This window comes from Lactobacillus sp. CBA3606 (assembly GCF_002970935.1).
In the GTDB taxonomy this organism is placed as follows: Bacteria; Bacillota; Bacilli; order Lactobacillales; family Lactobacillaceae; genus Lactiplantibacillus.
In genome coordinates this window covers 1,368,212-1,390,565 of record NZ_CP027194.1, presented here as the reverse complement: position 1 = coordinate 1,390,565, position 22,354 = coordinate 1,368,212, and the positions used below count along the sequence as shown (strand labels likewise).

Below are 22,354 nucleotides of genomic sequence, written 5' to 3'. Positions count from 1 at the left end.
GCACATGTACGATTTAGGTGATATTGTCGAAATGAAAAAAGCGCATCCCTGTGGGGTCAACCGTTGGGAGATTACCCGGATGGGCGCTGATATTAAGATCAAATGCACGGGCTGCGGTCATATCGTCATGTTGCCGCGCCGTGAGTTTGATAAAAAAATGAAAAAGATGCTCGAAAAGAAAGCCGACTAAGCTTAATTACTTTAAAAGGAAGAGTGAATAATCAATATGGCACTTACAGCAGGTATCGTTGGGTTACCAAACGTTGGTAAATCAACATTATTTAACGCAATTACGAAGGCGGGCGCCGAAATGGCCAACTACCCGTTCGCGACCATTGACCCAAACGTTGGGATGGTTGAAGTTCCTGATCAACGTTTAGATCGGATTCAAGCAGTTATTCCCGCCAAAAAAGTCGTTTCAACGACCTTTGAATTTACAGATATTGCCGGGATTGTTAAGGGCGCTAGTAAGGGTGAAGGGTTAGGGAATAAATTCCTTGAAAATATTCGCCAAGTTGATGCGATTGTCCACGTTGTCCGAGCCTTTGATGATGATAATATCACGCATGTGACGGGTAAAGTCGATCCTCAAGATGATATCGAAACGATTAACTTGGAATTAAGCTTGGCTGACTTAGAGACTGTTGACAAGCGTTTGGCTAAGGTCCAACGTGCAGCCAAAGGGAGCGATAAGGAAGCTAAAGCTGAATTGGCCGTGCTGGAAACGATCAAGCCAGCCCTGGAAGCTGGTAAGCCAGTGCGGTCGTTAACCTTTAATGAAGATGACCAACTCATTGTTAAGGGCTTATTCTTACTGACGTCGAAGCCAGTGTTATATGTCGCTAACATTGCCGAAGATGATATGGCTGACCCTGAAAGCTCAAAATATTATCAGGTTGTGGCCGATTATGCTAAAAAAGAGGGCGCCCAAGCAATTGGGGTCGCTGCTGAAACTGAAGAAGAAATTGCGGAACTTGATGATGCTGACAAAGCAGACTTTTTAGCCGCTGAAGGTGTCGAAGAACCCGGCTTGAATCGGTTAATTCGGGCTTCTTATAAGCTCTTAGGCCTTGAAACGTTCTTTACCGCTGGTGGCAAGGAAACACGTGCTTGGACCTTTAAACGCGGAACAAAGGCGCCTCAAGCAGCTGGAATTATTCATTCTGATTTTGAACGTGGGTTTATTCGGGCCGAAGTAATGTCGTTTGCCGACTTAGATGCGGCCGGCAGTGAAGCCAAAGTCAAAGAAAATGGTAAGCTACGACTTGAAGGTAAAGACTACGTCATGCAAGATGGTGACATCGTCGAATTCCGATTCAACGTCTAATTAAGCCAAGAGGGGGAACTATTCGTGAGTGAATCATCGAAAGAACCACGGAATGCGCAAGCGGGTGCTAAGCAAATCCAAGCAGCCGAACAACCATTACGTGATGCAACGGAATTAACGAAGCGTAATGACGAATACATGCGCCAAATGCGCAAGTCCTTGAGTGCTACAACTTTATCAAGTGACAAGCAGAAAGCTGCCCTGGATGAGATGCTAGCGACGTTGCTGGCTGAACAACATAAAGGGACCACTGCGCGTCAGTTGTATGGCACCGTCCAAGAACAAACGCAGGCCATTATTGATGGGCCTAAGAAAGATCCTGCTGATCAAGCTCACGCTAATTACTGGATTACGGCGTTGGATAATGGATTGATGTTATTCATGATTTTCTGCTTGATGTATGGTGCGATTGGGTTCTTTGGTTCCAATGCAACCAAGGGCTCAGCCGGTGCCAACGGGATTACGGCAATTGTCGTCACGTCAGCGATTGGTGGTCTCGGGGTAGCGAAGTTATTTGAATACTTGGCACCAGGTAAAAACAAAAAAGTTGCCATGTGGCGTAAGATTTTATGGTCCGTCATGGCAGTGATTGTTTGGATGTTAATCTTTACGACCGCAGCTTCATTACCAACGAGCTTGAACCCAGCCTTGCCAGCGATTGTTTATTTGGTTATGGCAGTGATTGTCTTCTTCTTACGGATGTGGTTGAAGCGGCGTTACCATATCACCACGAGTTTATTTTAGTTAAATACAGCATTTAAGTTAAAACGGATTCGAGAAAATCGAATCCGTTTTAAGCCATCTAAATGAAAAATTGCTGAAAATGCAAGTTTCACCTTGCATTTATGGCGATGTTTTGTTACCTTTACAGATAAAAATAAAACCACAAGGAGCTAACATTCAATGTCTAATTGGGATACAAAGTTTGGAAAAAAGGGTTATACGTTTGATGATGTCTTATTGATTCCGGCCGAAAGTCACGTTTTACCGAATGAAGTCGATTTAGGTGTAAAGTTGGCTGATAATTTGCAACTTAATATTCCAATTCTCAGTGCGGGAATGGATACAGTCTCTGAATCAGCCATGGGGATCGCAATGGCTAACCAAGGTGGACTAGCAGTTATTCATAAGAACTTGAGTGTTGAAGCCCAAGCAGCTGAAATTAGCAAAATTAAGGCCGTTGAAAAAACGGCTGAACATCCACATGCCGCTGTTGATGCAACCAACCATTTGTTGGCTGTTGGTGCGGTTGGGGTGACCAGCGATACCTTTGATCGGGCTGAAGCGTTGTTCACAGCCGGTGCTGATGCAATTGTGATTGATACAGCGCATGGGCATTCAGCCGGGGTTTTACGGAAGATCAAAGAAATTCGGGCGCATTTCCCAACCCAAACCTTGATTGCTGGAAATGTCGCTACTGCTGAAGGCACGCGGGCGTTATTTGAAGCTGGGGTTGACGTGGTTAAAGTTGGTATCGGCCCTGGTTCAATTTGTACGACGCGGATTGTTGCCGGAGTTGGCGTGCCACAATTAACGGCAGTTTATGATTCAGCAAGTGTTGCACAAGAATATGGGAAGGCGATCATTGCTGATGGTGGGATTAAGTATTCTGGTGATATCGTTAAAGCCTTGGCAGCTGGCGGCAATGCAGTGATGTTAGGCAGCATGTTAGCCGGGACGACTGAAGCCCCTGGTGAAGTTGTCTTTGACGATGGTCGGCAATACAAGTTCTACCGTGGCATGGGTTCCGTTGGTGCCATGTCACAAGCGCATGGTTCTTCGGACCGTTATTTCCAAGGTGGCGTGAATGAAGCTAACAAGTTAGTGCCAGAAGGGGTTGAAGGCCGCGTGCCATTTAAGGGTAGTGCGGACGATATTATCTTCCAAATGCTTGGTGGCTTACGTTCTGGGATGGGTTATGTCGGTGCTAAAAATATCGATGCCTTAATCCAAAATGCCCAATTCGTTGAAATCTCTGGTGCGGGCTTGCGTGAATCGCATCCACATGAAATTCAAATTACTAAGAATGCCCCTAACTATTCTGTTAACGGGTAATGAACTAAACCAGCCAATCTTTGATTGGTTCAAACGAGCTCAATTCAATGCTGAATTGAGCTTTTTTTTGCAATATGGTAGCCGGCGTCAATGATTAACCCGAACAATCTTTGCGTTTTCTCTAAATAGCACCTTGAATACCCCGTTGATTAATACTTTTTGGTAGAATATAAATAGAATTAATATGAGGAGAAATGAATATGAAAATTTTGGTAGTCGATGACGATAAAGAAATTGCACAACTATTAGAGATTTATATCAAAAATGAAGGTTATGAACCAATCAGTGCTTACAACGGGAAAGAAGCCCTGACGAAATTAAATACGAATCCAGACATTGCGTTAATGATTTTGGATATTATGATGCCTGAAATGGACGGGATTGAAGTCATTAAAGAAGTCCGTAAAGACTCCCAATTACCCATCTTAGTGTTATCCGCTAAAACCGGCGATATGGATAAAATTCAAGGCTTAATTACCGGGGCCGATGATTATGTGACGAAGCCATTCAATCCGCTAGAAATTATGGCGCGGGTCAAATCATTATTACGACGGTCAGAAAATAATGTGACGACTAATGAACCGGATGTTTTAGACATTGGGCCGTTGACGATTAATAAAGATTCACACGAAGTTAAGACACTGACTGGCAAGGATATTCAGTTAACTGCCTTGGAATTTGGTATTTTATATCTCTTGGCTAGTCATCCTAACCGGGTCTTTTCAGCGGATGATATTTTTGAACGGGTTTGGCAACAAGAGAGTATCGTGTCCGCCAAAACGGTCATGGTCCATGTGAGTCATTTGCGCGATAAAATCGAAGAGGCAACGGATGGAGAAAAAGTCATTCAAACTGTCTGGGGCGTTGGTTATAAGATTGAATCACGTTAAGAGCGAGGTTAACTTTTGAAATTAACAGGACGTGAAAAAAGTGAATTATTCTTTGAAGGAGTAGTGACCGTTATTTTGCTACTCCTTTTAAACTTGTCAATTGTGGTGTTGATTAATAGTGCGATTGCGCATAATCCCGGCTTACAGAGCGGGATTTTTCAGATAAAACGCTCGATTAAAATCGGACCGACGAATTATCAATTATGGAGCTATGAGAATCTATTCATTGCTTTAATGGTCATTGCCGATGGATTTGTCTTATATTGGCGGCTGATTCGGCGCTATAAACAAATGCAATTACGGCATATTATCAGTGAGTTACATTATATTGCTGCGGGCCATTTTGATCACCGAATTAATTTTAATTTGACTGGTGATACGCAACGAGTGGTTGAAAGCGTGAATGCGCTTGTTGATTCGGCGATTCATTCGATGGACGAAGAACGAGAAATTGAACGGTCGAAAGATGCGTTAATTACCAATGTGAGTCATGATATCCGCACACCGTTAACGTCGATTATTGGGTATCTCGGCTTGATTGAAAATCACCAGTATCAATCAGAAGCTGATCTGATAAAATACACGCACATTGCCTATACTAAAGCGACGCAGATGAAGTCCTTAGTGGAAGATTTATTCGAGTACACCAAGGTTCGGCAGACTGAAACGCCATTAAATATTAGCCGGTTGAATCTAACGGCGATGCTGGAACAGTTGGCGGCTAGTTTTGAGTTAGAAGCTAATAAGAAACAATTAACGATTAGTGTTGAAACGGGGCCGGCGCCCATCTATCTGGAAGCGGATGCGGAAAAATTAGGACGAGTCTTTAATAACTTGATTACGAATGCTTTTAAATACGGTGATGGGGCTAAAAAAGTTATTTTACAAGCGGAACAACGTGGTCCAGAAGTGGTGATTCATGTGACTAATGATGGTAAACGGATTCCAGCCGATTCTTTAGGCCTTTTATTTGAACGGTTTTATCGGGTCGAGGAATCACGTTCGAAAGCAACGGGCGGTTCAGGGCTCGGCTTAGCGATTGCCCAAAGCATTGTTACGCACCATGGTGGCTACATTTATGCCCAGAGTGATGATGAATTAACGAGTTTTGTGATGCATCTCCCAGTCAAGCATGATCAACCACTGACGAAAACTAAGCAAAAAATCACGAATTAACTTGTTTCGAGTACCATTATTATTTAAACTGAAATTAGGACAGTCAGGAAAGGGATAATTGAAAGATGAGAGTTGCGGGAAAGTTAAAGAAAATTATGATCACGTTGGTAGCGGCAGTGACGTTTACCACGACTGGATTGGGTATTGCGGGGGCGACCATCGACGCTCAAGCTGCGACAACGCCAGCTATTTCAGCCAAGGCTGCGATTGCTGTGGATGCCAATACGGGACAGATTTTATACGATAAGAATAGTACCAAGCCAATGGCGATTGCGTCAATGACGAAAATGCTGAGTACATACTTAGTTTTACAAGCGATTCATGAAGGTAAGTTATCTTGGGATCAAAAGATCAGTGTTAGCAAGGCAGTTGCTAAAATGAGCCAGAACACTGACTATGCGAATGTGCCATTATTATCAACCAAGACTTATTCGGTCCGGCAATTGTATAATGCGACTGAAATTTATTCAGCGAATGCGGCCATTACTGCGCTAGGTGATGCGGTGGCGGGTTCACCACATCAGTTTGTAACGTTGATGCGGAAAACGGCTAAATCTTTCGGAATTACGGATGCGACTATCATTAATGCATCTGGTTTAACGAATAAAGAAGTCGGTAGTACGATTGGGTATAGTAATGTAGCGGCTACCGCTGAAAACGAAATGTCAGCGCAAGACGTTGCCACAGTGGCCCAAAAGCTATTGAGTAAGTACCCAGAAGTACTTAAAACATCTAGCATTGCTCATGCTTGGTTTGAAAAAGGCACGAGTTCTGCCACGAAGATGGACAATCGAAACTACATGTTGAAAGGGCTCGTTAAGCACTATTCGGCATTACCAGTCGATGGCTTGAAGACGGGGACGTCCACTAAGGCCGGGAATGCCTTTACTGGGACCGTTAAGTTCAGTAATGGTAATCGGATTATTACGGTAGTCATGCATGCCGGCGCCGCTAATGATAGTGGTACTGAGCGTTTCACGCAGACTGCTGCAATTATGTCATATGTTTATCATAACTTTACAACGACCACACTAACGAAGAACAGTGCTATTAAGGGTGCTAAGGCGGTTCAAGTTCAAGATGGGAAAGCGTTAACGTCGGCATTAGTTTCTAATAGCGCTGCTACTAAGATTTACTTAGCCACCGGCATGGATGCGAGTGCCATTAACGGAACGACTAGTTTGCAAAAGTCAGCAACGACGGCTGGTAAACTGCAAGCACCCGTTAAACAGGGTAAAACAGTTGGGACGGCTGCTTTGAAGTTAAACAAGACCGCAATTAAGGTTGTTAATGGGAGTCAAAGTAAGCAGTTAACGTTGAAAGTTACGCCTAAGAAGTCCATTGAAAAAGCTAATGTCTTCGTCAGAATGTGGCGTGGGGTTAAGAGCTGGTTCAATTAATCAAGATTAGGCATACTGAAATCACCAAACGAACGGGTCATGATGAAAATCGTGGCTCGTTTTTTTATTGCTAAACTGATGCGAAAAAGAAATGTTGTCCATTAACGATTAATTGTATAATAGAGCTAACTTATAAAATGTATCTTGGATGGAGGTCCGATAATATGAGTGTGACGTTACGGCTAGCAACGATGTCAGATTTACCAACGATTGTTGATATTTATAACCAAACGATTCCTAGTCATCAGGTCACGGCCGATTTAGAACCCGTGACGGTGGATCAACGCCGGCCGTGGTTTTTGGCGCATTCGGGTGATCATTACCCATTGTGGGTGATTCTGCAAGCTGAGACTGTCGTTGGCTGGCTAAGTTTTTCGCCATTTTACGGGCGTGCTGCGTATGCTAAAACGGCCGAAATTTCGATTTACTTAGATCGAGCGGTTCAGGGCCAAGGCATCGGCAGTCAGGTTTTGACGATGGTTCCGACCAAGTTAACCGCAGTTGGCTTAACCACGTTATTGGCCTATGTTTTTTCAAGTAATTTGCCAAGTATCAAATTATTTGAAAAATTTGGCTATCAACAATGGGGCTTTTTACCGGCCGTCGCAGAGTTGAACCAACGCCCGAATGATTTAGTTATTTTAGGACAACATTTTGACTAGAAATTAGTGATGTAACCGTTTACAACTCGTGAATGAGCGAACAATCGCTAGTAAAAGGTAGGATTGCCGCTAGAAACATGTTAAAATTAAACCCGAATGTCTAAGTAAATAGACATCAGACAATGTTGCTAGAATTCTTTACTGGTACGGTACTGGAGGCATTATTGGTGAAAAAGAACGAGCCAAATTGGTTAGTGGTTTTACGAACAGTAATGCCACTGGGGCTTAGCTATATTCCTATTGGGTTAGCATGTGGGGTCTTACTACATGCAGCCGGGTTCAACCATTTACTGACAGCGTTAATCTCAGTCATGGTCTTTTCCGGTGGTGCCCAGTTTTTGATTGCATCGATGTTGACAATCAATGCACCCATGACCACAATTATTTTGATGATGTTTTTCTTAGAGCTACGATATGCCCTGCTGGGGTCGAGTTTATCCCGCTATTTAAAAGGGCAGTCGGTACCGTTCATTTTCTTATTTGCTTTTTCGATGAATGATGAAAACTATGCGGTTAATTATTTGAAGTTTGCGACGGATAAGCATTGGAAGCCAAGTCAAGCGATGTTGGTGGAGCATTATTCGTTAATCTTTTGGACGGTTAGTAATATTATTGGGAGTTTAATCGGCAGTGCCTTGACGATTAATTTGAGCGTAGTTGATTTTGCCCTGACAGCACTGTTTATTTATATGGCAATTATGCAAACCAAGAGTCGCCTAACCATTTTAGTGTGTGCGTTATCAGGCGTTTTAACGATTTTCTTCCTAGTTTTAATGAAGAGTACTTTGGGCTTAGTCGTGGCAACTTTACTGGCGTCACTGACGGGTTACTTTATTGAACGGCATTTATTGGCACACAAACCGGAAAGTCATTTGTTATATAAGGTGCACGATCCGACGGGTCAATCGGCGATGGAAGAGTCTGATAAGTAAGGCTTAGAGAGGTTTAGTTATGCAATCAGTCAGTTCAATGAGTAGTATCGACCACTTATGGTTGGTCATCTTTTGTGCCGTCGTGGCGTTTATTCCACGGTTCTTTCCGTTATTTTTCTTTACTAAACGTAAAATACCGGAATGGTTTAATGAATGGATGCGATTTGTGCCGGTCTCATTATTTACGGCGCTGGTCGTTAAAAGTGTCTTTATTGATAGCCATTATCAAGTGATTACTACCGGGAATCTCGGAATGATTATTTCTGCGATTATCGTTGGTTTGATTGCTTACCGAACCCGTTCAATGACCTTATCGGTAGTAATTGGGTTAATTTCGGTGATGATTTTTGTGCTGGTATTGCACATTTAACAGCGTTACTGTACTGCGGAACTGGGCGACCGGTTCTTTTTTTATTGTGGCTGAATTGAAAGGGGCTTAATTCATGACCTGGTTATTAGTGTTTTTACCGGGACTCTTAGCGGGGTTAGTGCAAGGGTTAACTGGATTTGGGGCGGCAATTATGATGATGATTTTTTTGCCAATGTTATTGCCGATGGATCAAAGTGCTGGGGTAGCGGGGTTAATTATGGCTGCTAGTGTGATTACATTGGTCATTCGATATCATCGCCAAGTTCAGATAAAACGGGTGATCATTCCCTTTTTGGTCTATGCGAGTGTTGCGGCCTGGTCAGTGCAATTAGGCCAAGTTCTAGATGTGCAGCTATTACGGCGACTATTAGGCGGTTTATTGGTTGGCCTTGCTGGGTACTTTACGTTGACCAAACAAGCCGGCACACGCCCTTATCCTTGGTTCGTGGCCGGAATATTTATGATTGTATCAGGTTTTTTCAATGGCCTTTTTGGGATTGGTGGTCCGTTAATGGCACTGTACTTTTTATCAATTTCAAAAACGACTGCGACTTATATTGGGAATCTTCAAACCTTTTTTCTGATTGATATTATTTATATTACAAGTGTACGCGTGGTGAGTGGCATTTTAACGGTGAAAGTTTTACCGTTAGTGTTAATTGGGATGGCCGGGGCTATTGTTGGGACGGCAATTGCCACGCAAATTCTCCCAAAATTAGCAATGCCAGTGGTTCGGCGCGGTATTTATACATTGATTGGGTTGAGCGGGTTATATTATCTTTGTTTTTAAGGTGTCAAAAAACGAGCTAGTTAAGATCACATCGTGGTCATAACTAGCTCGTTTTAGATTTTTATTAAGCTTTAACAGTATTATCTTCGTACATGTATTCCCGCGTCATTGGGAGATTCTGTGAAGAAGGTCCTTTTGAGACAAGGTATTGCATGACGTCAATGTTACCGGACTGGAATGAAGCGGCACAGGCTTGGAGATATAAATCCCACATCCGTGAGAACCGAACACCCATCTTTTCATCAATCGCAGCTCGTTTAGCATTGAAATTTTCATCCCATAATTCAGTCGTCCGTTGGTAATGGCGACGTAAGGTTTCAACATCATCAACTTGTAAGCCGTTATCAACGATATGTTGTAAGTTTTCAGTCATCCCAGGGACATAGCCACCGGGGAAGATATACTTATCTAACCAACCGTTAGTTGCGCCACCTTGTTGCCGTGTGATACCGTGCAATAAAGCCACGCCATCAGCTTTAAGGTAATGATTAACGCGTTCAAAATACATCGCTAAGTTATCCTTACCAACGTGTTCAAACATACCGACACTGGTAATGTAGTCATACTGTTCGTCGCCTAGTTCACGGTAATCTTCCAACCGGACTTCAGCAACGTCACTCAAACCTTCATCTTCGATGCGTTTGGCAACGAGGTCATATTGTTCTTGAGAAAGGGTGATACCGACGACTTTTAAGTTGTATTCTTTAGCAGCCGTTAGCATCAAAGTTCCCCAACCACAACCGATATCTAATAGGGTCTTACCAGGTTTAGGATTGAGCTTTTGGATAATGTGATGGACCTTGTTGATTTGCGCAGTTTCTAAGCTGTCATCAGCGTTTTGGAAATAGGCACAAGAATACGTCAACGTAGGGTCTAACCACATTTCGTAGAAGTCATTACCGACATCGTAGTGACTTTGGATATCTTGTTGGCTTTTTTTCTCGGAATGCGATTGCTTAGGCATAAAGCGCTTGAGCTTCGAGTCGTTGAAGAAACTTTCAGCGGACTCATAAGCGGATTCAATCAGCTTTTGAATACTGCCATCAATTTCAATGCGACCATCCATGTAGGCTTCGCCTAAGGCAATTGAAGCATTCTTCGTGATTTCCCGTACGGGGATCGCTTCTTTAAAGGTCACTGTTACTTCGGGTGTGCCATCACCATAAGTTTCAGTACTACCGTCCCAATAGTTAACCTGAACAGGTATATTGAATGAGCGGCTTAAAAAGGTGTGATAAAAAGTCTTTTCTAGCATTACAATAAGGATCCTTTCTCAATAAAAATACAATAGTTATTATACGCCTATGAAAACAGTTTTGTAAGCACAATGCCTCTCGGTAATTTGAGTAAACATGGTATAATTAAGCATCAAGAAATGGGGTGTCACTTGTGAAAAAATGGGTGTGGATGATTGTTATCGTCGTAGTGGCCTTAGGTGTGGGTGGCTATACGTATTCGCGTCACCAGCTACAGGAACGGTCCTATGCGTCGGAAATGAAGACGGGGAAACAAGCTATCAAGGATCAACAGTACACGAAAGCGACAACTTACTTTACTAAAGCAAGTCGAACTAAGGGCAGTGATACCGTAGCCGAGCGGTATTTGTCACAGACCCAGACGTATGTTTCAGCGAAAAAAGCGTTACAGGCACGCCAATTTACAACCGCTAAAGCTGATTTTACAACGGTTAAGCAAACCAAGCATGGTTCGTCAACTTTAGTAACGCGTGCCACGGCTAAGCTAAGCCTAATCAAGACGGTGATGCAACACCGCACGGCTTATCAAGCGAAGTATCGCCAAGCTGCCAAGTTGAATCAAACGAATGACTTTACGGATTCCAATGGCATCTTAACGGTCTTATTCCAGAGCAAACGTTTCAGCCAACATTATTATCAAGATATTTATAAAAAAGCCAAAGCATTACGAAAAGAAAATAATGCCGCTTTGAAAGCCTTGACCGGATCAACGCCAGTCATCAATGATTCAACTCAAAGTGCAACGACTAGTGCCAATAGTACCAGTGAGAGCAGCCAGCCGGCGAGTGATTCAGCCAGTGCCAGTGGTAGTAATCAGATGAGCTCGACACCAGGGGCGCAAGCTAGTACTGCGGGCACTGCTGAAAGCAGCACGGCCGCAACGAGCAGTAGTCAGATGACAACGAGCACTTCCTCAGCTACTAGTGGGTCTAATTATAGCGATGCGCAAATTCAAGCAACTCGCGCTGAACTATCAGAAGCTGGTCTATCTGGGAGCGATTTCAGTGATGCACAGATCCAAATGATTTTACAAAAAGCCGCAACTGAACACACGTCACCAGTTCAAGCAGCTAAACATTTACAACAATAATTGCTGTAACTAATAGTAGTATGGAAGTTTACTTAACAATCGCCGATTAAACGCTTAATTTTAAGTGTGAATCGGTGATTTTTTTATAAAAACTGTTATAAATATAGGAGTAAGGACTGATATCTTTTGTTCTTTGAGTTGTCGTAGATTTATTGGGGGCGGTCAAATTTATATCAACGCTAGGCGTTTTTTTCGCGTCTCAATGTCAAAATAGGTATAAAAATGACCATTTTGTGTACTATTCCAGTTTGATGCTATAGAATATTAACAAATTAGGGGGTTAAGGTGTGCGGTCGGATTTAGCAAATACATGGCAGCGTCAAGTTACTTTTGACAAATTAAGCGTATTAGTTAGACGGATAGCGGGCACCGAAATTTAGTATGATTATTAATAAACATGTCATGCGTAGTACCAATGAAAAACAAGTGCTCCAGCAAGTCATTAATGAGGGGCCAATTAGTCGTAGTCAAATTTCTCGCAACTTAAGTTTGAATAAAGTGACGGTTTCTGACATTTATAATCAATTACTACGGGCTCAGTTTATCAAGGAAATTGGCTGTGGTGCTAGTACTAAAAACGGGGGCCGTAAACCAGTAATGGCCGAGCTGAACGTGAATTATGGCTTTGTCGCCAGTATTGATTTATCCCCAGATTCAGTGAAATTAATGTATTCACGGTTGAATGGTAAAATTTTGCACTTTCAGAGTTTTAAGACCACTGATATGACGTTAACTGACGTGATTGATTTGATCGAGGATCAATTAAGAAATGTTGATGATTATGGTACTGTCCATGGTTTGATGGGGGTCGCAATTGCTTTGGACGGCATCATTTATGAAAATAAAATTTTAAAGACACCAATTAAGTGTCTCGCACACTTTGATTTGGCGAAGTATTTACGCGATAAACTGCGTATCCCAGTTATGCTGGAAAAGAAAGCAAACTTGACGGCGATTTTTGAACGAGATTTCCATAACAATGAAATCTTTGATAATGTGGTTTCGGTCGTTATCCGCGATGAAATTCATGCGGGGATTGTTGCTGATTCACGGCTGTATTCAGGTCATGAGGGTGAAGCTGGCGAAGTTGGGACAGCTTTAATGGAAGATCGGCATGCAGAGAACCACCTTGAATCGGCGAATGACTGTGCGTCAGAAAAGTTTTTATGGACGAAGCTAAAGGCCATTAAACATGTGGATCGGTTAGATTTAACGACGGTCAAACATGATTACGTTAACCATGATCCTGCGGTAACAAAAGTCTTTGATGATTTCATCTACTATTTATCAAAGGTAGTTGCCAATGTCTCAACGGCCTTCGCACCGGATGTGGTTGTATTGAATACTAGTGTGTTAGAAATCTTGCCACAGCTGTTGACGGATATTCGGGAGACAACAGCTAAGATGTCATCACCAAGCCGTCAGGTACCAATCGTGGCGACTAAGAATGTTCAATCAGCCGCTTTACTTGGTGGCGCGTCAGAGATTATTCATCAAGCGCTTGGTTTGGAAAGTTTGAAAATGCATTTCTCTTAACCGGTTAGAATGAAAACAAGTTATCTTGCCATCAATCGATGGGTGAGGTGGCTTGTTTTTTTTCATGATTGCGGTGGACTTTTCATGTTTATTAACCAGCTTTTCAGTTAGAATGGGGGTAAGGATAATAAGGGAGTGGGTCTTTTGGAACTTTGGTCACAGTTTGTCCACAATGTCCGGTTGCGGCGGACGAGTGTGCTAATCTTGATTGTTATTGGGTTGTACTTAGCGTCTAGCATGATGAGCATTATTTTATTGACGTTTATCTTCACGTTTTTGGTCACGCGGCTAGTCCGGTTTGTGCGCCGGTGGGTTAAAATTCCAAGCCCGGTCATTGTTATTGTGATTTACGCACTGGTTATTTTAGGGATGTATTTTGCAGTGACGACCTATTTGCCACAATTAATTAAACAAACCTTTTTAACCTTTGGCTCAGTCTATCGGTTCTATCAGAATTCATCGAACGATACCAATACGGTTTTGACTTGGATTACATCATATTTTCAGGATTCAGATATTTTGAAACAATTAAAAAGTGGTATTTCGGTGGTGTTTAAGTACATTACAACTATTGGTAACATGGGCGTTACGCTCTTTTTATCGTTCGTGTTAAGCTTTTTCTTCACAGTTGAAGATCACCAAATGCGACTATTTTCACAACGGTTTTTGACGAGTACTTTTGGTTGGTTCTTCCAAGATGTGGCCTACTTTGCACGTAAATTCGTCAATAGTTTTGGGGTGGTGTTAGAAGCGCAATTCTTAATTGCCATTGTTAATACAGTTATTACGGTGATTTTTATGGCAATCTTGGCGATGCCGCAACTAATTAGTTTAGGATTAATGATTTTCTTGCTCAGTCTGATTCCAGTGGCCGGCGTGATCATTTCGTTAATCCCCTTAAGCTTGATTGCCTACTCGGTCGGGGGCTTACGTTATGTCGTTTATATGGTGCTCATGATTATGGTCGTCCATGCATTAGAAGCTTATGTGCTTAATCCCAAGTTTATGGCGAGCCGGACGGAATTGCCCATCTTTTATACGTTTGTCGTTTTACTAGTTAGTGAACGGTTATTCGGGGTATGGGGCTTGATTGTGGGCGTCCCAATCTTTAACTTTATTTTGGATATTATCGGTGTCAAACCGGTGCATGGCTTAAAACCTAAAATTCATTTGAAAAAAAGTCCGCCTACATCCGCTGATTCTGCAAATAAACCCCGATAATATTTTGATTTTTCGCGGTTTCAGTGTAAAATGAACAAAGTAAATAATTTTAGAAAGAGGTCATTAACTGCTATGGCAAAATTAGTATTGATTCGTCACGGTCAAAGTGAATGGAACCTATCCAACCAATTCACTGGTTGGGTTGATGTTAACTTAAGCGAAAAGGGTGTTGAAGAAGCAAAGGCGGCTGGTCAAAAGATCAAAGCTGCTGGCTTAGAATTCGACTATGCCTTCACTTCTGTTTTGACACGTGCCATCAAGACATTACATTATGTTCTTGAAGAATCTGACCAACTTTGGATTCCTGAAACAAAATCATGGCGCTTAAACGAACGTCATTACGGTGCTTTACAAGGTTTGAACAAGAAGGAAACCGCTGAAAAATACGGTGACGATCAAGTTCATATCTGGCGTCGTTCATATGATGTTTTGCCTCCACTATTGAGTGCTGACGATGAAGGTTCAGCTGTTAACGATCGTCGTTACGCTGACTTAGATCCTAACATCATCCCTGGTGGTGAAAACTTGAAGGTTACTTTGGAACGGGTTATGCCTTTCTGGGAAGACCAAATCGCGCCTAAGTTGCTTGATGGTCAAAACATCATCATCGCAGCCCATGGTAATTCATTACGGGCCTTAAGCAAGTATATCGAACAAATCTCTGATGACGACATCATGGATCTTGAAATGGCTACTGGCGAACCAGTTGTCTATGATTTCGATGACAAGTTAAAGGTTTTGGGTAAAGAAAAGTTAGGCAAATAGTCGGTTGATTATTTACTGATTTTTGGAGAAGCACCCGCACTTGTGGGGGTGCTTTTTTCTGGCCTAAAATACAGTTAGTGTTGGCTATCGTGAGATGAAGTTGGCAATTTGTGTCAATTTTAGGTGGGAAGCGGACGCTATTGGGCATAACGGAAACTAAGGTGTGGGTGAATGATGTTGTACTGGAATCTGCACTTATGGGGCCCGCATTAGCATATTGACATATTCAGATACTAATTAAGTTAGATAGCTCGACTTATCCCCGGAAGTTGCAAGACCTATGGGGATAAGTGGACAAAAACAAGGATTAATGTGGAAAATTAACTTATCCACAAGTTAATAACTTTTGCGGCATAAAAGTTATACACAAAGAAAAATTGATTATGGGGGAAATAAGCATGAGTGAAACAGCAGCAAATGAGGTAACACAACGGGAAATGATTCGGTTAATTGGATTGTTCCGAAAGAATGGTTTTAAAGGTGAATATGTCAGTTTCCAACATGTGACTGATGAAGGGGCCAGTTACTTTGTTGTGATGGCCGATGAAAATAATGGGACGCAAGGCTTGTTCAAAGCTGACCTGTTGAGCGGATCGATTGAATTCCAGTATATGTTGGATGAAAATCATGCCGTTGCTAAGTAAAAAGATTGACTTGAGCATAGAATTTAAATAAAAGAAGCATAACATGCCGGAATTTAGGTTCTAAAATATCTGTTGTTGGTAATTAGGTGAGAACTTGATTACTGGCAGCAGATATTTTTGTATGTATTTTATTTATAGTATATTAAAAAAGTGCAAAAAAAGAGATATAGTGAAGTGAACCTTTAAAGTTGGACACGGAATCTACGCTACTTGCCAGCCAGTTTTATTTTGATTTCAATCTGTATTCTATGAATTAAAATTTATCCAATTTCGGTAGCTATAAGTGGTATGTTTTATGAAGGTAGCCGGTGCATGTGCTATGATAATTGTGAAGTAAACTAATAGGGTGGTCGTTTAAAGATGGATTCCGATTTACAAAAGCAATTATCAGCGTTATCAATGTATGAACGGGCAATTTTGATGTTCTGTTTGCGGGCTTATTTTAGTAGTGGCAACTATACGAATAAGCTGCCATTAGGCGAAATGCTACCAGATGTCGCTGCTATCTTTGATGTTAATCCAAGCGTTAACGTCTTCAGCAAACTAAGTGGGTTACAGATGGGCACCAGTGCTGACCCAAAGCTCCTCGTAAACGTTTTTGATTCAATGACTTATGATAGGAATCAGCGTCAATTAGTGACCGTGCTAAATAAGCAGGCGAATTTAAAAACATTATTAAAAATCGTTGATCACTAATTTAGATGGATTAACCTGATTTTTCGGTTAGTTTGCTAAATCAGTAAGCTAATTAGTTGACCTGTGCCGTTAAAAACCGTATGTTGAAATTAATCTTAAAATAAATTAATTTATCAGGAGGTTTGTCAGATGGCAAAGGTAACGATGATTGGTAAGGGCAATATGGGGCAAGCGATTGGCGATGTCTTTAAGCAGGGTGGCAACCAAGTGACGTATTTGGGTCATGATGATGCGGTCACGGATTTAGGCGATATCGTGGTTTTGGCGGTACCATATCCGGCAGCAATTAGTATTGCAAAAGCGAACCAAGCGGCTTTAGCGCATAAAGTGGTGGTTGATATTACGAATCCACTGAATTATGAGACTTGGGATGAACTGGCTGTGCCAGCGGATAGCTCAGCGGCCGCTGAAATTGCTGCTTTATTACCAGCAGCACAAGTGGTGAAAGCCTTCAATACGACCTTTGCAGCGACTTTACAAAGTCGTAAAGTCGGTACTGCCACTACTACGGTATTGGCAGCTAGTGATTCTGACGTCGCCAAACAACAATTGGCAACGGCGCTAACTGATAGTGGCGTGGCTTTTGTTGATGCCGGTTCGCTTAAACGGGCTCGTGAAATGGAAAGTGTCGGCTTTTTACAAATGACGCTTGCGGCAAACGAAAAGATTGGTTGGACCGGTGGTTTTGGTTTAATGAAGTAGCTGTAATTTTATAATGAAAGTTAAAATAACCGCCAAGATTGGGCTAATAAAAAGCCAATCTTAGCGGTTTTGTTATGCCCTGAATCAAGTGAGATTAACAGTGATGAAATGAGCTCAACCAGCCGTATTATTGATTTTGTTCAATATAATTACAAACGTTATAAGTCACTAAACCAGCGTTGTTGTGAGTAGTTTTGTATATTTATATCTGTGTTAACCATTAATTTTAGGGGGAAATTATTTTGGATCAGAAATTAACAAACGCAGCTGGCCAAGCGTGGAGTGATAATGAGCATTCCTTAACTGCCGGTGCTCGGGGACCAGTCTTAATTCAAGACTATAATTTATTAGAAAAGTTAGCTCATTTTGACCGTGAACGAATTCCAGAACGGGTTGTGCATGCTAAAGGTGCGGGTGCCAAAGGTTACTTTTAATTAACCAAAGATATGCGCGCCTATACCAAGGCTAAAATTTTTACAGAAGTTGGAAAAAAAGTGCCAATGTTAGCGCGGTTTTCCCAAGTAGCGGGAGAAAGTGGGTCCGCCGATACGGTGCGTGATGTGCGTGGCTATGCGTTACGATTCTATACGGATGAAGGCAATTATGATATTGTCGGCAACAATACGCCAGTCTTTTTCATTAATGATCCGTTGAAATTTCCGGATTTTATTCATTCTCAAAAACGTGACCCTAAGACTCATGAACGGTCACAAGAGATGCAATGGGACTTTTGGGCCCACTCGCCAGAATCCGTGCACCAAGTTACGATTTTAATGGGGGACCGTGGGATTCCAGCCTCTTATCGGGAAATGAACGGCTATGGTTCGCATACTTATAAATGGGTGAATGATCAAGGTGAAGCATACTGGATTAAATACCACTTTATTACCAAGCAAGGTATTAAGAATTTGAGTAATGAAGTAGCGACTAAAGTGGCTGGTGAAAATCCTGATTTTCTGCAGGCCGATTTGTTTAATGCAATTGAACAAAAAAATTATCCAAGTTGGGATGTCTGTGTTCAGATCTTGCCGTATGAAGCCGGGCTTAATTATAAATATGATATTTTTGATGTGACCCAAGTGGTCTCTAAAAAGGATTATCCACTCGTTAAAATTGGAACCTATACCTTAAATGCCAATCCTGAGAATTACTTTGAAGGTGTTGAAGAAGCGGCCTTTTCACCAGCTAACCTGGTGCCTGGGATTGGACCTTCACTTGATAAACTCTTACAAGGACGCCTCTTTGCCTACAAAGACGCTGCGCGGTATCGTTTAGGTGCAAACTATGAACAACTTCCCGTCAATCGGCCCAAGCATCAGCCTGCCAATTATGAACGCGATGGGTTTATGCAAACGGCAACTGATGGTGATGCGGTCAACTATGAACCAAATAGTAAAGATGGTCCGGTAGAGGATCCAGCGGGTCGGATTAAACCGTATGCAGTCAGTGGTGAAGCCGGACATTATGCTTACAATACTGACTATGGTCTCCCAGCTGGCAAGCTCTTCCGGTTAATGGCTAAAGATGAACAAGTCCGGTTGGTTGAGACGATTGTGACAAGCCTGGGCCAAGTTAAGGATCGGCAGGTCAAGGTTTTGGAAGCAGCCCAATTTTATGAAGCTGACCATACCTATGGCGAATTAGTTGCTAAAGGATTGGAAATTGACGTTGATGAAATTAAAGCTTATCCATTTTAAGCGTTCGGTTTTAAGAACTTGTCATTAAAAGTTGTACTCATAATAATGGGTTCAATTAACTCGATTTTTCAGGCGTCGTCTTTTAATAGATGACGCCTTTTTGTTGGCCCAAATGTTAGGCGTAAGCCCCCATTGAATGTGCTAATCTAATTATGATATGATAATTTTGATTAGGATTCATAATTAGGGGGGGCAATATGAGGGATGTTAGACGTTATGGGATTGAGACACCATGGTTACCAGTGATGTCTTTTTTCGCAATAATTTTTTTAGGTATTTATGATTATTTTAATTGGGGAACTGTTAATGTCGCAATTGATATTTTTATAGGGTTATTGATATTAGTAGAGAATAGCTGCTTCTTGTACACCGCAATCCGGGGGAAATATGTGATTTATGACCAGTTAGTTCAGCAAATACCCTTGGATTCTGCAGGACAAGTTTTAGATTTGGGCTGTGGTCAGGGGGGGTTATTAGCTCGAATCGCTAAGCAATTAACGAGTGCGAGCCACGTAACCGGGATTGATTCGTGGCATCGGGGTACGCCAGCGGCAACGCAAAAAAATCTTGATGAGTTAGGGGTCGCGGATCGGGCCACTTTAGTGATTGGGAAATTAACGACATTACCATTTGAAACTAACCAGTTCGATGTGATTGTAAGTGGTTTTGCCTTGCATCAAATTAAAAACAATCAACAACGCGAACAGGCTGTGCATGAAGCAATTCGGGTCTTAAAGCCGGGTGGTCAATTGCTAATTGTGGATACTGATTATCGGGCAACTCAGTATCGGGATGTTTTTCGAAGTGAAAATGTTCAGATTGCTGAATCTAAGCTACTAGGTATCAACGGCTGGTGGGCAGGTCCGTTTAAGATGAGCTACCTGGTGCGTGGTATTAAAGCGAAATAATCAAATCAAAAAAACAACCTTGTGGATAAGTTAGTTATCCACAAGGCTGTTTTTTTGATTGAGCTGAGTTATCCACAGATGTATTAGCTTATCGAATAACTAATACTGAAATTGGTGAATACTTTGCCATGTAAGCGGCTTGGCTACCAAAATGACGAGCAAGGCCTTTCTTAGCTTCGGAACCGATAATTAAAATATCAGGTTTGACTTGCGGAATGACCTTCTTAACAATCGTTTCACCAGGTTCGCCTTCAGCGATTAAGGTGCTGACCGTTTTAACCCCGGCCGCTTGAGCTTGTTGTTTGTATTTTAGCAAGTGTTGTTCTAAGGCTGAACGTTCACCGTGAACGAAATCCTTGTTTAAAGCTTCGTAAACGTTCATATCGTTATTTTCAAGAATTGAAACAATGACTAATTCAGCAGTGGTTTCTTTTGCACGTTGAATCGCATAGTCAAAAGCAAGCATGGCATCAGCAGAATCATCAACACCGACCAAAATTCGTTTAAATTTAGTTTCCATATTATTCACCCACTTAGTTTTTAGTTTTAGTACCGGTCGCTAGAGCTAACTTATTGGCATAGGCTTTATTACCCCGATGTAAGTCGTAGGTTGCCCAGACTAGTAAAGCTAGAATGGCGGCAATTAAAATGTAAGAAATTGTCGTTGCAATATCTTGAGCGCCAGCCGAAGGGTTGTCACCGAAGAAAGCTAAAATGGCATCTGGTAAACCGATTAAGTTTAAGAAGGTTAGGCCAATAACGGATAACCAGCCGAATAGTTTGACCCAAATGGCATTTTTAAACCGATCGCCCATTTCAGAACGACTGTCCGTTAACATTAATAACGGGAGCATCGAGAATGGGAGCGCAAAGGCCAAGAAGACCTGCGAATTATTCATAAGGGTATTCAGAGCCGTATGTTCGGCTATGGCACTCTTGCCGCTCGTCATTAAAACACAGATGATAACGGGAATTACTGAGATTAACCGGGTGACTAAACGCCGCAACCAGAGTGGCATCCGCATGTGGACGAAGCCTTCCATGATAACTTGCCCAGTTAAGGTTCCTGTAATAGTTGCATTTTGGCCGGAAGCTAACAGGGCAACCGCGAATAGTACGGACAAAACGCCGGATTTGGCAACGCCGATTAAAACCGGATTGCTTAGCATCGACGTGTTGGATAACGCATCAAAGAGCCCAAAGAATGAGGGATCTTTAACGGCGCCAGTCTTGAAAACGGCGACACCCATGATGAGTAACAATGAGTTAACGACAAATGCAAATGATAATTGAATGTTGGAATCCCAAGTGGTAAACCGGATCGTTTGTGCCACGGCATTTTCATTTTTATGGTCGACTTTTCGAGTTTGTGAAATGGCAGAATGCAAATATAAATTATGTGGCATGACGGTGGCCCCGATAATCCCTAAAGCTCCGGATAGTGGGGTCATACCACCAACAGCATGGCTAGTTGAAAATGTATCGGTAGTTGGGATTAAGCCTTTCAGGACACCACCCCAATCAGGATTTGAAAGTGCAACTTGATAAGCAAATACCAATAGGATAACTAAAATCAAGCAAACCACGATGGCTTCAATTTTACGGAAACCAATTTTCGTTAATAATAGCAATAATAAAACATCAAAGACGGTAATAAAGACCGCAATAATTAATGGAATATGAAATAACAAATATAAGGCAATCGCAGCTCCGATAACTTCAGCGATATCAGTGGCCATAATGGCTAATTCGGTTAATAACCACAGGACAATTCCCAATGATTTACTGGTGCGGGCCCGAATCGCTTGGGCCAAATCCATCTGACTCACGATACCAAGTTTAGCGGCCATGTATTGCAATAACATCGCAATCAAACTTGACATCAAGATGACAGACATTAATAAGTATTGGAAATTTTGACCACCAGTAATTGAAGTTGACCAGTTCCCTGGATCCATGTAACCAACCGCAACTAGTGCACCAGGACCGGAATATGCGAATAACATTTTCCAAAATCCTAGGTTTTTCGGTACTTCGATGGTGCCGTTAATTTCTTCGAGCGATGGGCCATTCGCATATTCAATTAGCTTATGCTTTTGGCCATTCCCCTTATTTTCTTCACTCACTTAAAAACTCCACCTTTCTAGTGACAATAAATATGACCAGTTGCAATTATACAATAAATAAATTGAAATAGAAATGTTTTTTAGGCATACCGTAATATTTGTCGAGTTCTA

The 22,354-nt window shown here is 42.0% G+C and carries 22 protein-coding genes and 1 pseudogene; 20 read left to right on the top strand and 3 right to left on the bottom strand.

Translation table 11 applies throughout. The annotated features are described in order from the left end of the window. Positions 1-4: 4 nt before the first annotated feature. The 11 genes from C5Z26_RS06835 to C5Z26_RS06785 all read left to right on the top strand — a co-directional run bounded on the left by C5Z26_RS06835 (position 5) and on the right by C5Z26_RS06785 (position 9,602). On the top strand, positions 5-190 hold the full coding sequence (locus C5Z26_RS06835) for a DUF951 domain-containing protein (protein ID WP_105449229.1): 186 nt from the start codon (positions 5-7) through the stop codon (positions 188-190). A gap of 36 nt (positions 191-226) precedes the next feature. Next, on the top strand, positions 227-1,327 hold the full coding sequence (gene ychF, locus C5Z26_RS06830) for a redox-regulated ATPase YchF (RefSeq protein WP_105449228.1): 1,101 nt from the start codon (positions 227-229) through the stop codon (positions 1,325-1,327). 24 nt (positions 1,328-1,351) lie between these two features. Further along, positions 1,352-2,071 (top strand): DUF1129 domain-containing protein, encoded by a 720-nt coding sequence (locus C5Z26_RS06825; protein ID WP_105449227.1) that lies wholly within the window; start codon positions 1,352-1,354, stop codon positions 2,069-2,071. A gap of 159 nt (positions 2,072-2,230) precedes the next feature. After that, complete coding sequence (guaB, locus tag C5Z26_RS06820) at positions 2,231-3,382, top strand: IMP dehydrogenase (RefSeq protein ID WP_105449226.1); 1,152 nt, start codon at positions 2,231-2,233, stop codon at positions 3,380-3,382. Positions 3,383-3,582: 200 nt separating this feature from the next. Continuing rightward, a complete protein-coding gene (croR, locus tag C5Z26_RS06815; protein WP_105449225.1) occupies positions 3,583-4,272 on the top strand; it encodes a response regulator transcription factor CroR in 690 nt (229 codons plus the stop codon). A gap of 15 nt (positions 4,273-4,287) precedes the next feature. After that, the gene (locus C5Z26_RS06810) at positions 4,288-5,448 is read left to right on the top strand and encodes a sensor histidine kinase (protein ID WP_105449224.1); all 1,161 of its coding nucleotides are present in this window, start codon (positions 4,288-4,290) and stop codon (positions 5,446-5,448) included. 65 nt (positions 5,449-5,513) lie between these two features. Beyond that, positions 5,514-6,848 (top strand): D-alanyl-D-alanine carboxypeptidase family protein, encoded by a 1,335-nt coding sequence (locus C5Z26_RS06805; protein ID WP_105449223.1) that lies wholly within the window; start codon positions 5,514-5,516, stop codon positions 6,846-6,848. Positions 6,849-7,012: 164 nt separating this feature from the next. Beyond that, on the top strand, positions 7,013-7,510 hold the full coding sequence (locus C5Z26_RS06800; protein ID WP_105449222.1) for a GNAT family N-acetyltransferase: 498 nt from the start codon (positions 7,013-7,015) through the stop codon (positions 7,508-7,510). Positions 7,511-7,632: 122 nt separating this feature from the next. Beyond that, on the top strand, positions 7,633-8,442 hold the full coding sequence (locus C5Z26_RS06795) for an AzlC family ABC transporter permease (RefSeq protein WP_105449221.1): 810 nt from the start codon (positions 7,633-7,635) through the stop codon (positions 8,440-8,442). Between the two features lie 19 nt (positions 8,443-8,461). Continuing rightward, positions 8,462-8,812: an AzlD domain-containing protein gene (locus C5Z26_RS06790; protein WP_105449220.1), complete on the top strand. Its 351-nt coding sequence runs from the start codon at positions 8,462-8,464 to the stop codon at positions 8,810-8,812. Between the two features lie 73 nt (positions 8,813-8,885). Further along, positions 8,886-9,602 (top strand): sulfite exporter TauE/SafE family protein, encoded by a 717-nt coding sequence (locus C5Z26_RS06785; protein ID WP_105449219.1) that lies wholly within the window; start codon positions 8,886-8,888, stop codon positions 9,600-9,602. 64 nt (positions 9,603-9,666) lie between these two features. Here the strand turns inward: C5Z26_RS06785 and C5Z26_RS06780 are convergent, their stop codons facing one another. Beyond that, a complete protein-coding gene (locus C5Z26_RS06780) occupies positions 9,667-10,857 on the bottom strand; it encodes an SAM-dependent methyltransferase (RefSeq protein WP_105449218.1) in 1,191 nt (396 codons plus the stop codon). Between the two features lie 134 nt (positions 10,858-10,991). Between C5Z26_RS06780 and C5Z26_RS06775 the strand changes: the two genes are divergently transcribed. The 9 genes and pseudogenes from C5Z26_RS06775 (at position 10,992) to C5Z26_RS06735 (ending at position 20,117) form a co-directional block, all read left to right on the top strand. Continuing rightward, positions 10,992-11,948, top strand: coding sequence for a cell surface protein (locus C5Z26_RS06775; protein ID WP_105449217.1), 957 nt, complete (start codon positions 10,992-10,994; stop codon positions 11,946-11,948). A 381-nt stretch (positions 11,949-12,329) separates the two neighbouring features. Next, positions 12,330-13,484, top strand: a complete 1,155-nt coding sequence (locus C5Z26_RS06770; protein ID WP_105449216.1) for an ROK family protein — start codon at positions 12,330-12,332, stop codon at positions 13,482-13,484. A 144-nt stretch (positions 13,485-13,628) separates the two neighbouring features. Beyond that, positions 13,629-14,705: an AI-2E family transporter gene (locus tag C5Z26_RS06765; RefSeq protein WP_199774958.1), complete on the top strand. Its 1,077-nt coding sequence runs from the start codon at positions 13,629-13,631 to the stop codon at positions 14,703-14,705. Between the two features lie 72 nt (positions 14,706-14,777). Further along, on the top strand, positions 14,778-15,470 hold the full coding sequence (locus C5Z26_RS06760) for a 2,3-diphosphoglycerate-dependent phosphoglycerate mutase (RefSeq protein ID WP_105449214.1): 693 nt from the start codon (positions 14,778-14,780) through the stop codon (positions 15,468-15,470). A gap of 398 nt (positions 15,471-15,868) precedes the next feature. Continuing rightward, positions 15,869-16,114: a hypothetical protein gene (locus C5Z26_RS06755; protein WP_105449213.1), complete on the top strand. Its 246-nt coding sequence runs from the start codon at positions 15,869-15,871 to the stop codon at positions 16,112-16,114. A 360-nt stretch (positions 16,115-16,474) separates the two neighbouring features. Next, the gene (locus tag C5Z26_RS06750) at positions 16,475-16,810 is read left to right on the top strand and encodes a hypothetical protein (protein ID WP_105449212.1); all 336 of its coding nucleotides are present in this window, start codon (positions 16,475-16,477) and stop codon (positions 16,808-16,810) included. Positions 16,811-16,939: 129 nt separating this feature from the next. After that, on the top strand, positions 16,940-17,512 hold the full coding sequence (locus tag C5Z26_RS06745; protein WP_105449211.1) for an NADPH-dependent F420 reductase: 573 nt from the start codon (positions 16,940-16,942) through the stop codon (positions 17,510-17,512). A gap of 242 nt (positions 17,513-17,754) precedes the next feature. Beyond that, a pseudogene (locus C5Z26_RS06740) lies at positions 17,755-19,209 on the top strand (catalase). 197 nt (positions 19,210-19,406) lie between these two features. Then, positions 19,407-20,117 carry a class I SAM-dependent methyltransferase gene (locus tag C5Z26_RS06735; protein ID WP_105449210.1) on the top strand — a complete coding sequence of 237 codons (711 nt, stop codon included), beginning with the start codon at positions 19,407-19,409 and terminating at the stop codon, positions 20,115-20,117. An 88-nt stretch (positions 20,118-20,205) separates the two neighbouring features. Here C5Z26_RS06735 and C5Z26_RS06730 read toward each other — a convergent pair whose 3' ends face one another. Together C5Z26_RS06730 and C5Z26_RS06725 are read right to left on the bottom strand one after the other, a co-directional pair. After that, on the bottom strand, positions 20,206-20,637 hold the full coding sequence (locus C5Z26_RS06730) for a universal stress protein (protein ID WP_105449209.1): 432 nt from the start codon (positions 20,635-20,637) through the stop codon (positions 20,206-20,208). A gap of 13 nt (positions 20,638-20,650) precedes the next feature. Continuing rightward, complete coding sequence (locus tag C5Z26_RS06725; protein WP_105449208.1) at positions 20,651-22,243, bottom strand: Nramp family divalent metal transporter; 1,593 nt, start codon at positions 22,241-22,243, stop codon at positions 20,651-20,653. Between the last annotated feature and the right edge of the window lie 111 nt (positions 22,244-22,354).

Coding starts and splice junctions, on each gene's coding strand:
- C5Z26_RS06755 (WP_105449213.1), top strand. CDS start 15,869: ATGAGTGAAACAGCAGCAAATGAGGTAACACAACGGGAAATGATTCGG.
- C5Z26_RS06795 (WP_105449221.1), top strand. CDS start 7,633: ATGTTGCTAGAATTCTTTACTGGTACGGTACTGGAGGCATTATTGGTG.
- C5Z26_RS06770 (WP_105449216.1), top strand. CDS start 12,330: ATGATTATTAATAAACATGTCATGCGTAGTACCAATGAAAAACAAGTG.
- guaB (WP_105449226.1), top strand. CDS start 2,231: ATGTCTAATTGGGATACAAAGTTTGGAAAAAAGGGTTATACGTTTGAT.
- C5Z26_RS06785 (WP_105449219.1), top strand. CDS start 8,886: ATGACCTGGTTATTAGTGTTTTTACCGGGACTCTTAGCGGGGTTAGTG.
- C5Z26_RS06790 (WP_105449220.1), top strand. CDS start 8,462: ATGCAATCAGTCAGTTCAATGAGTAGTATCGACCACTTATGGTTGGTC.
- C5Z26_RS06750 (WP_105449212.1), top strand. CDS start 16,475: ATGGATTCCGATTTACAAAAGCAATTATCAGCGTTATCAATGTATGAA.
- C5Z26_RS06730 (WP_105449209.1), bottom strand. CDS start 20,637: ATGGAAACTAAATTTAAACGAATTTTGGTCGGTGTTGATGATTCTGCT.
- C5Z26_RS06780 (WP_105449218.1), bottom strand. CDS start 10,857: ATGCTAGAAAAGACTTTTTATCACACCTTTTTAAGCCGCTCATTCAAT.
- croR (WP_105449225.1), top strand. CDS start 3,583: ATGAAAATTTTGGTAGTCGATGACGATAAAGAAATTGCACAACTATTA.
- C5Z26_RS06745 (WP_105449211.1), top strand. CDS start 16,940: ATGGCAAAGGTAACGATGATTGGTAAGGGCAATATGGGGCAAGCGATT.
- C5Z26_RS06835 (WP_105449229.1), top strand. CDS start 5: ATGTACGATTTAGGTGATATTGTCGAAATGAAAAAAGCGCATCCCTGT.
- C5Z26_RS06800 (WP_105449222.1), top strand. CDS start 7,013: ATGAGTGTGACGTTACGGCTAGCAACGATGTCAGATTTACCAACGATT.
- ychF (WP_105449228.1), top strand. CDS start 227: ATGGCACTTACAGCAGGTATCGTTGGGTTACCAAACGTTGGTAAATCA.
- C5Z26_RS06805 (WP_105449223.1), top strand. CDS start 5,514: ATGAGAGTTGCGGGAAAGTTAAAGAAAATTATGATCACGTTGGTAGCG.
- C5Z26_RS06760 (WP_105449214.1), top strand. CDS start 14,778: ATGGCAAAATTAGTATTGATTCGTCACGGTCAAAGTGAATGGAACCTA.
- C5Z26_RS06735 (WP_105449210.1), top strand. CDS start 19,407: ATGAGGGATGTTAGACGTTATGGGATTGAGACACCATGGTTACCAGTG.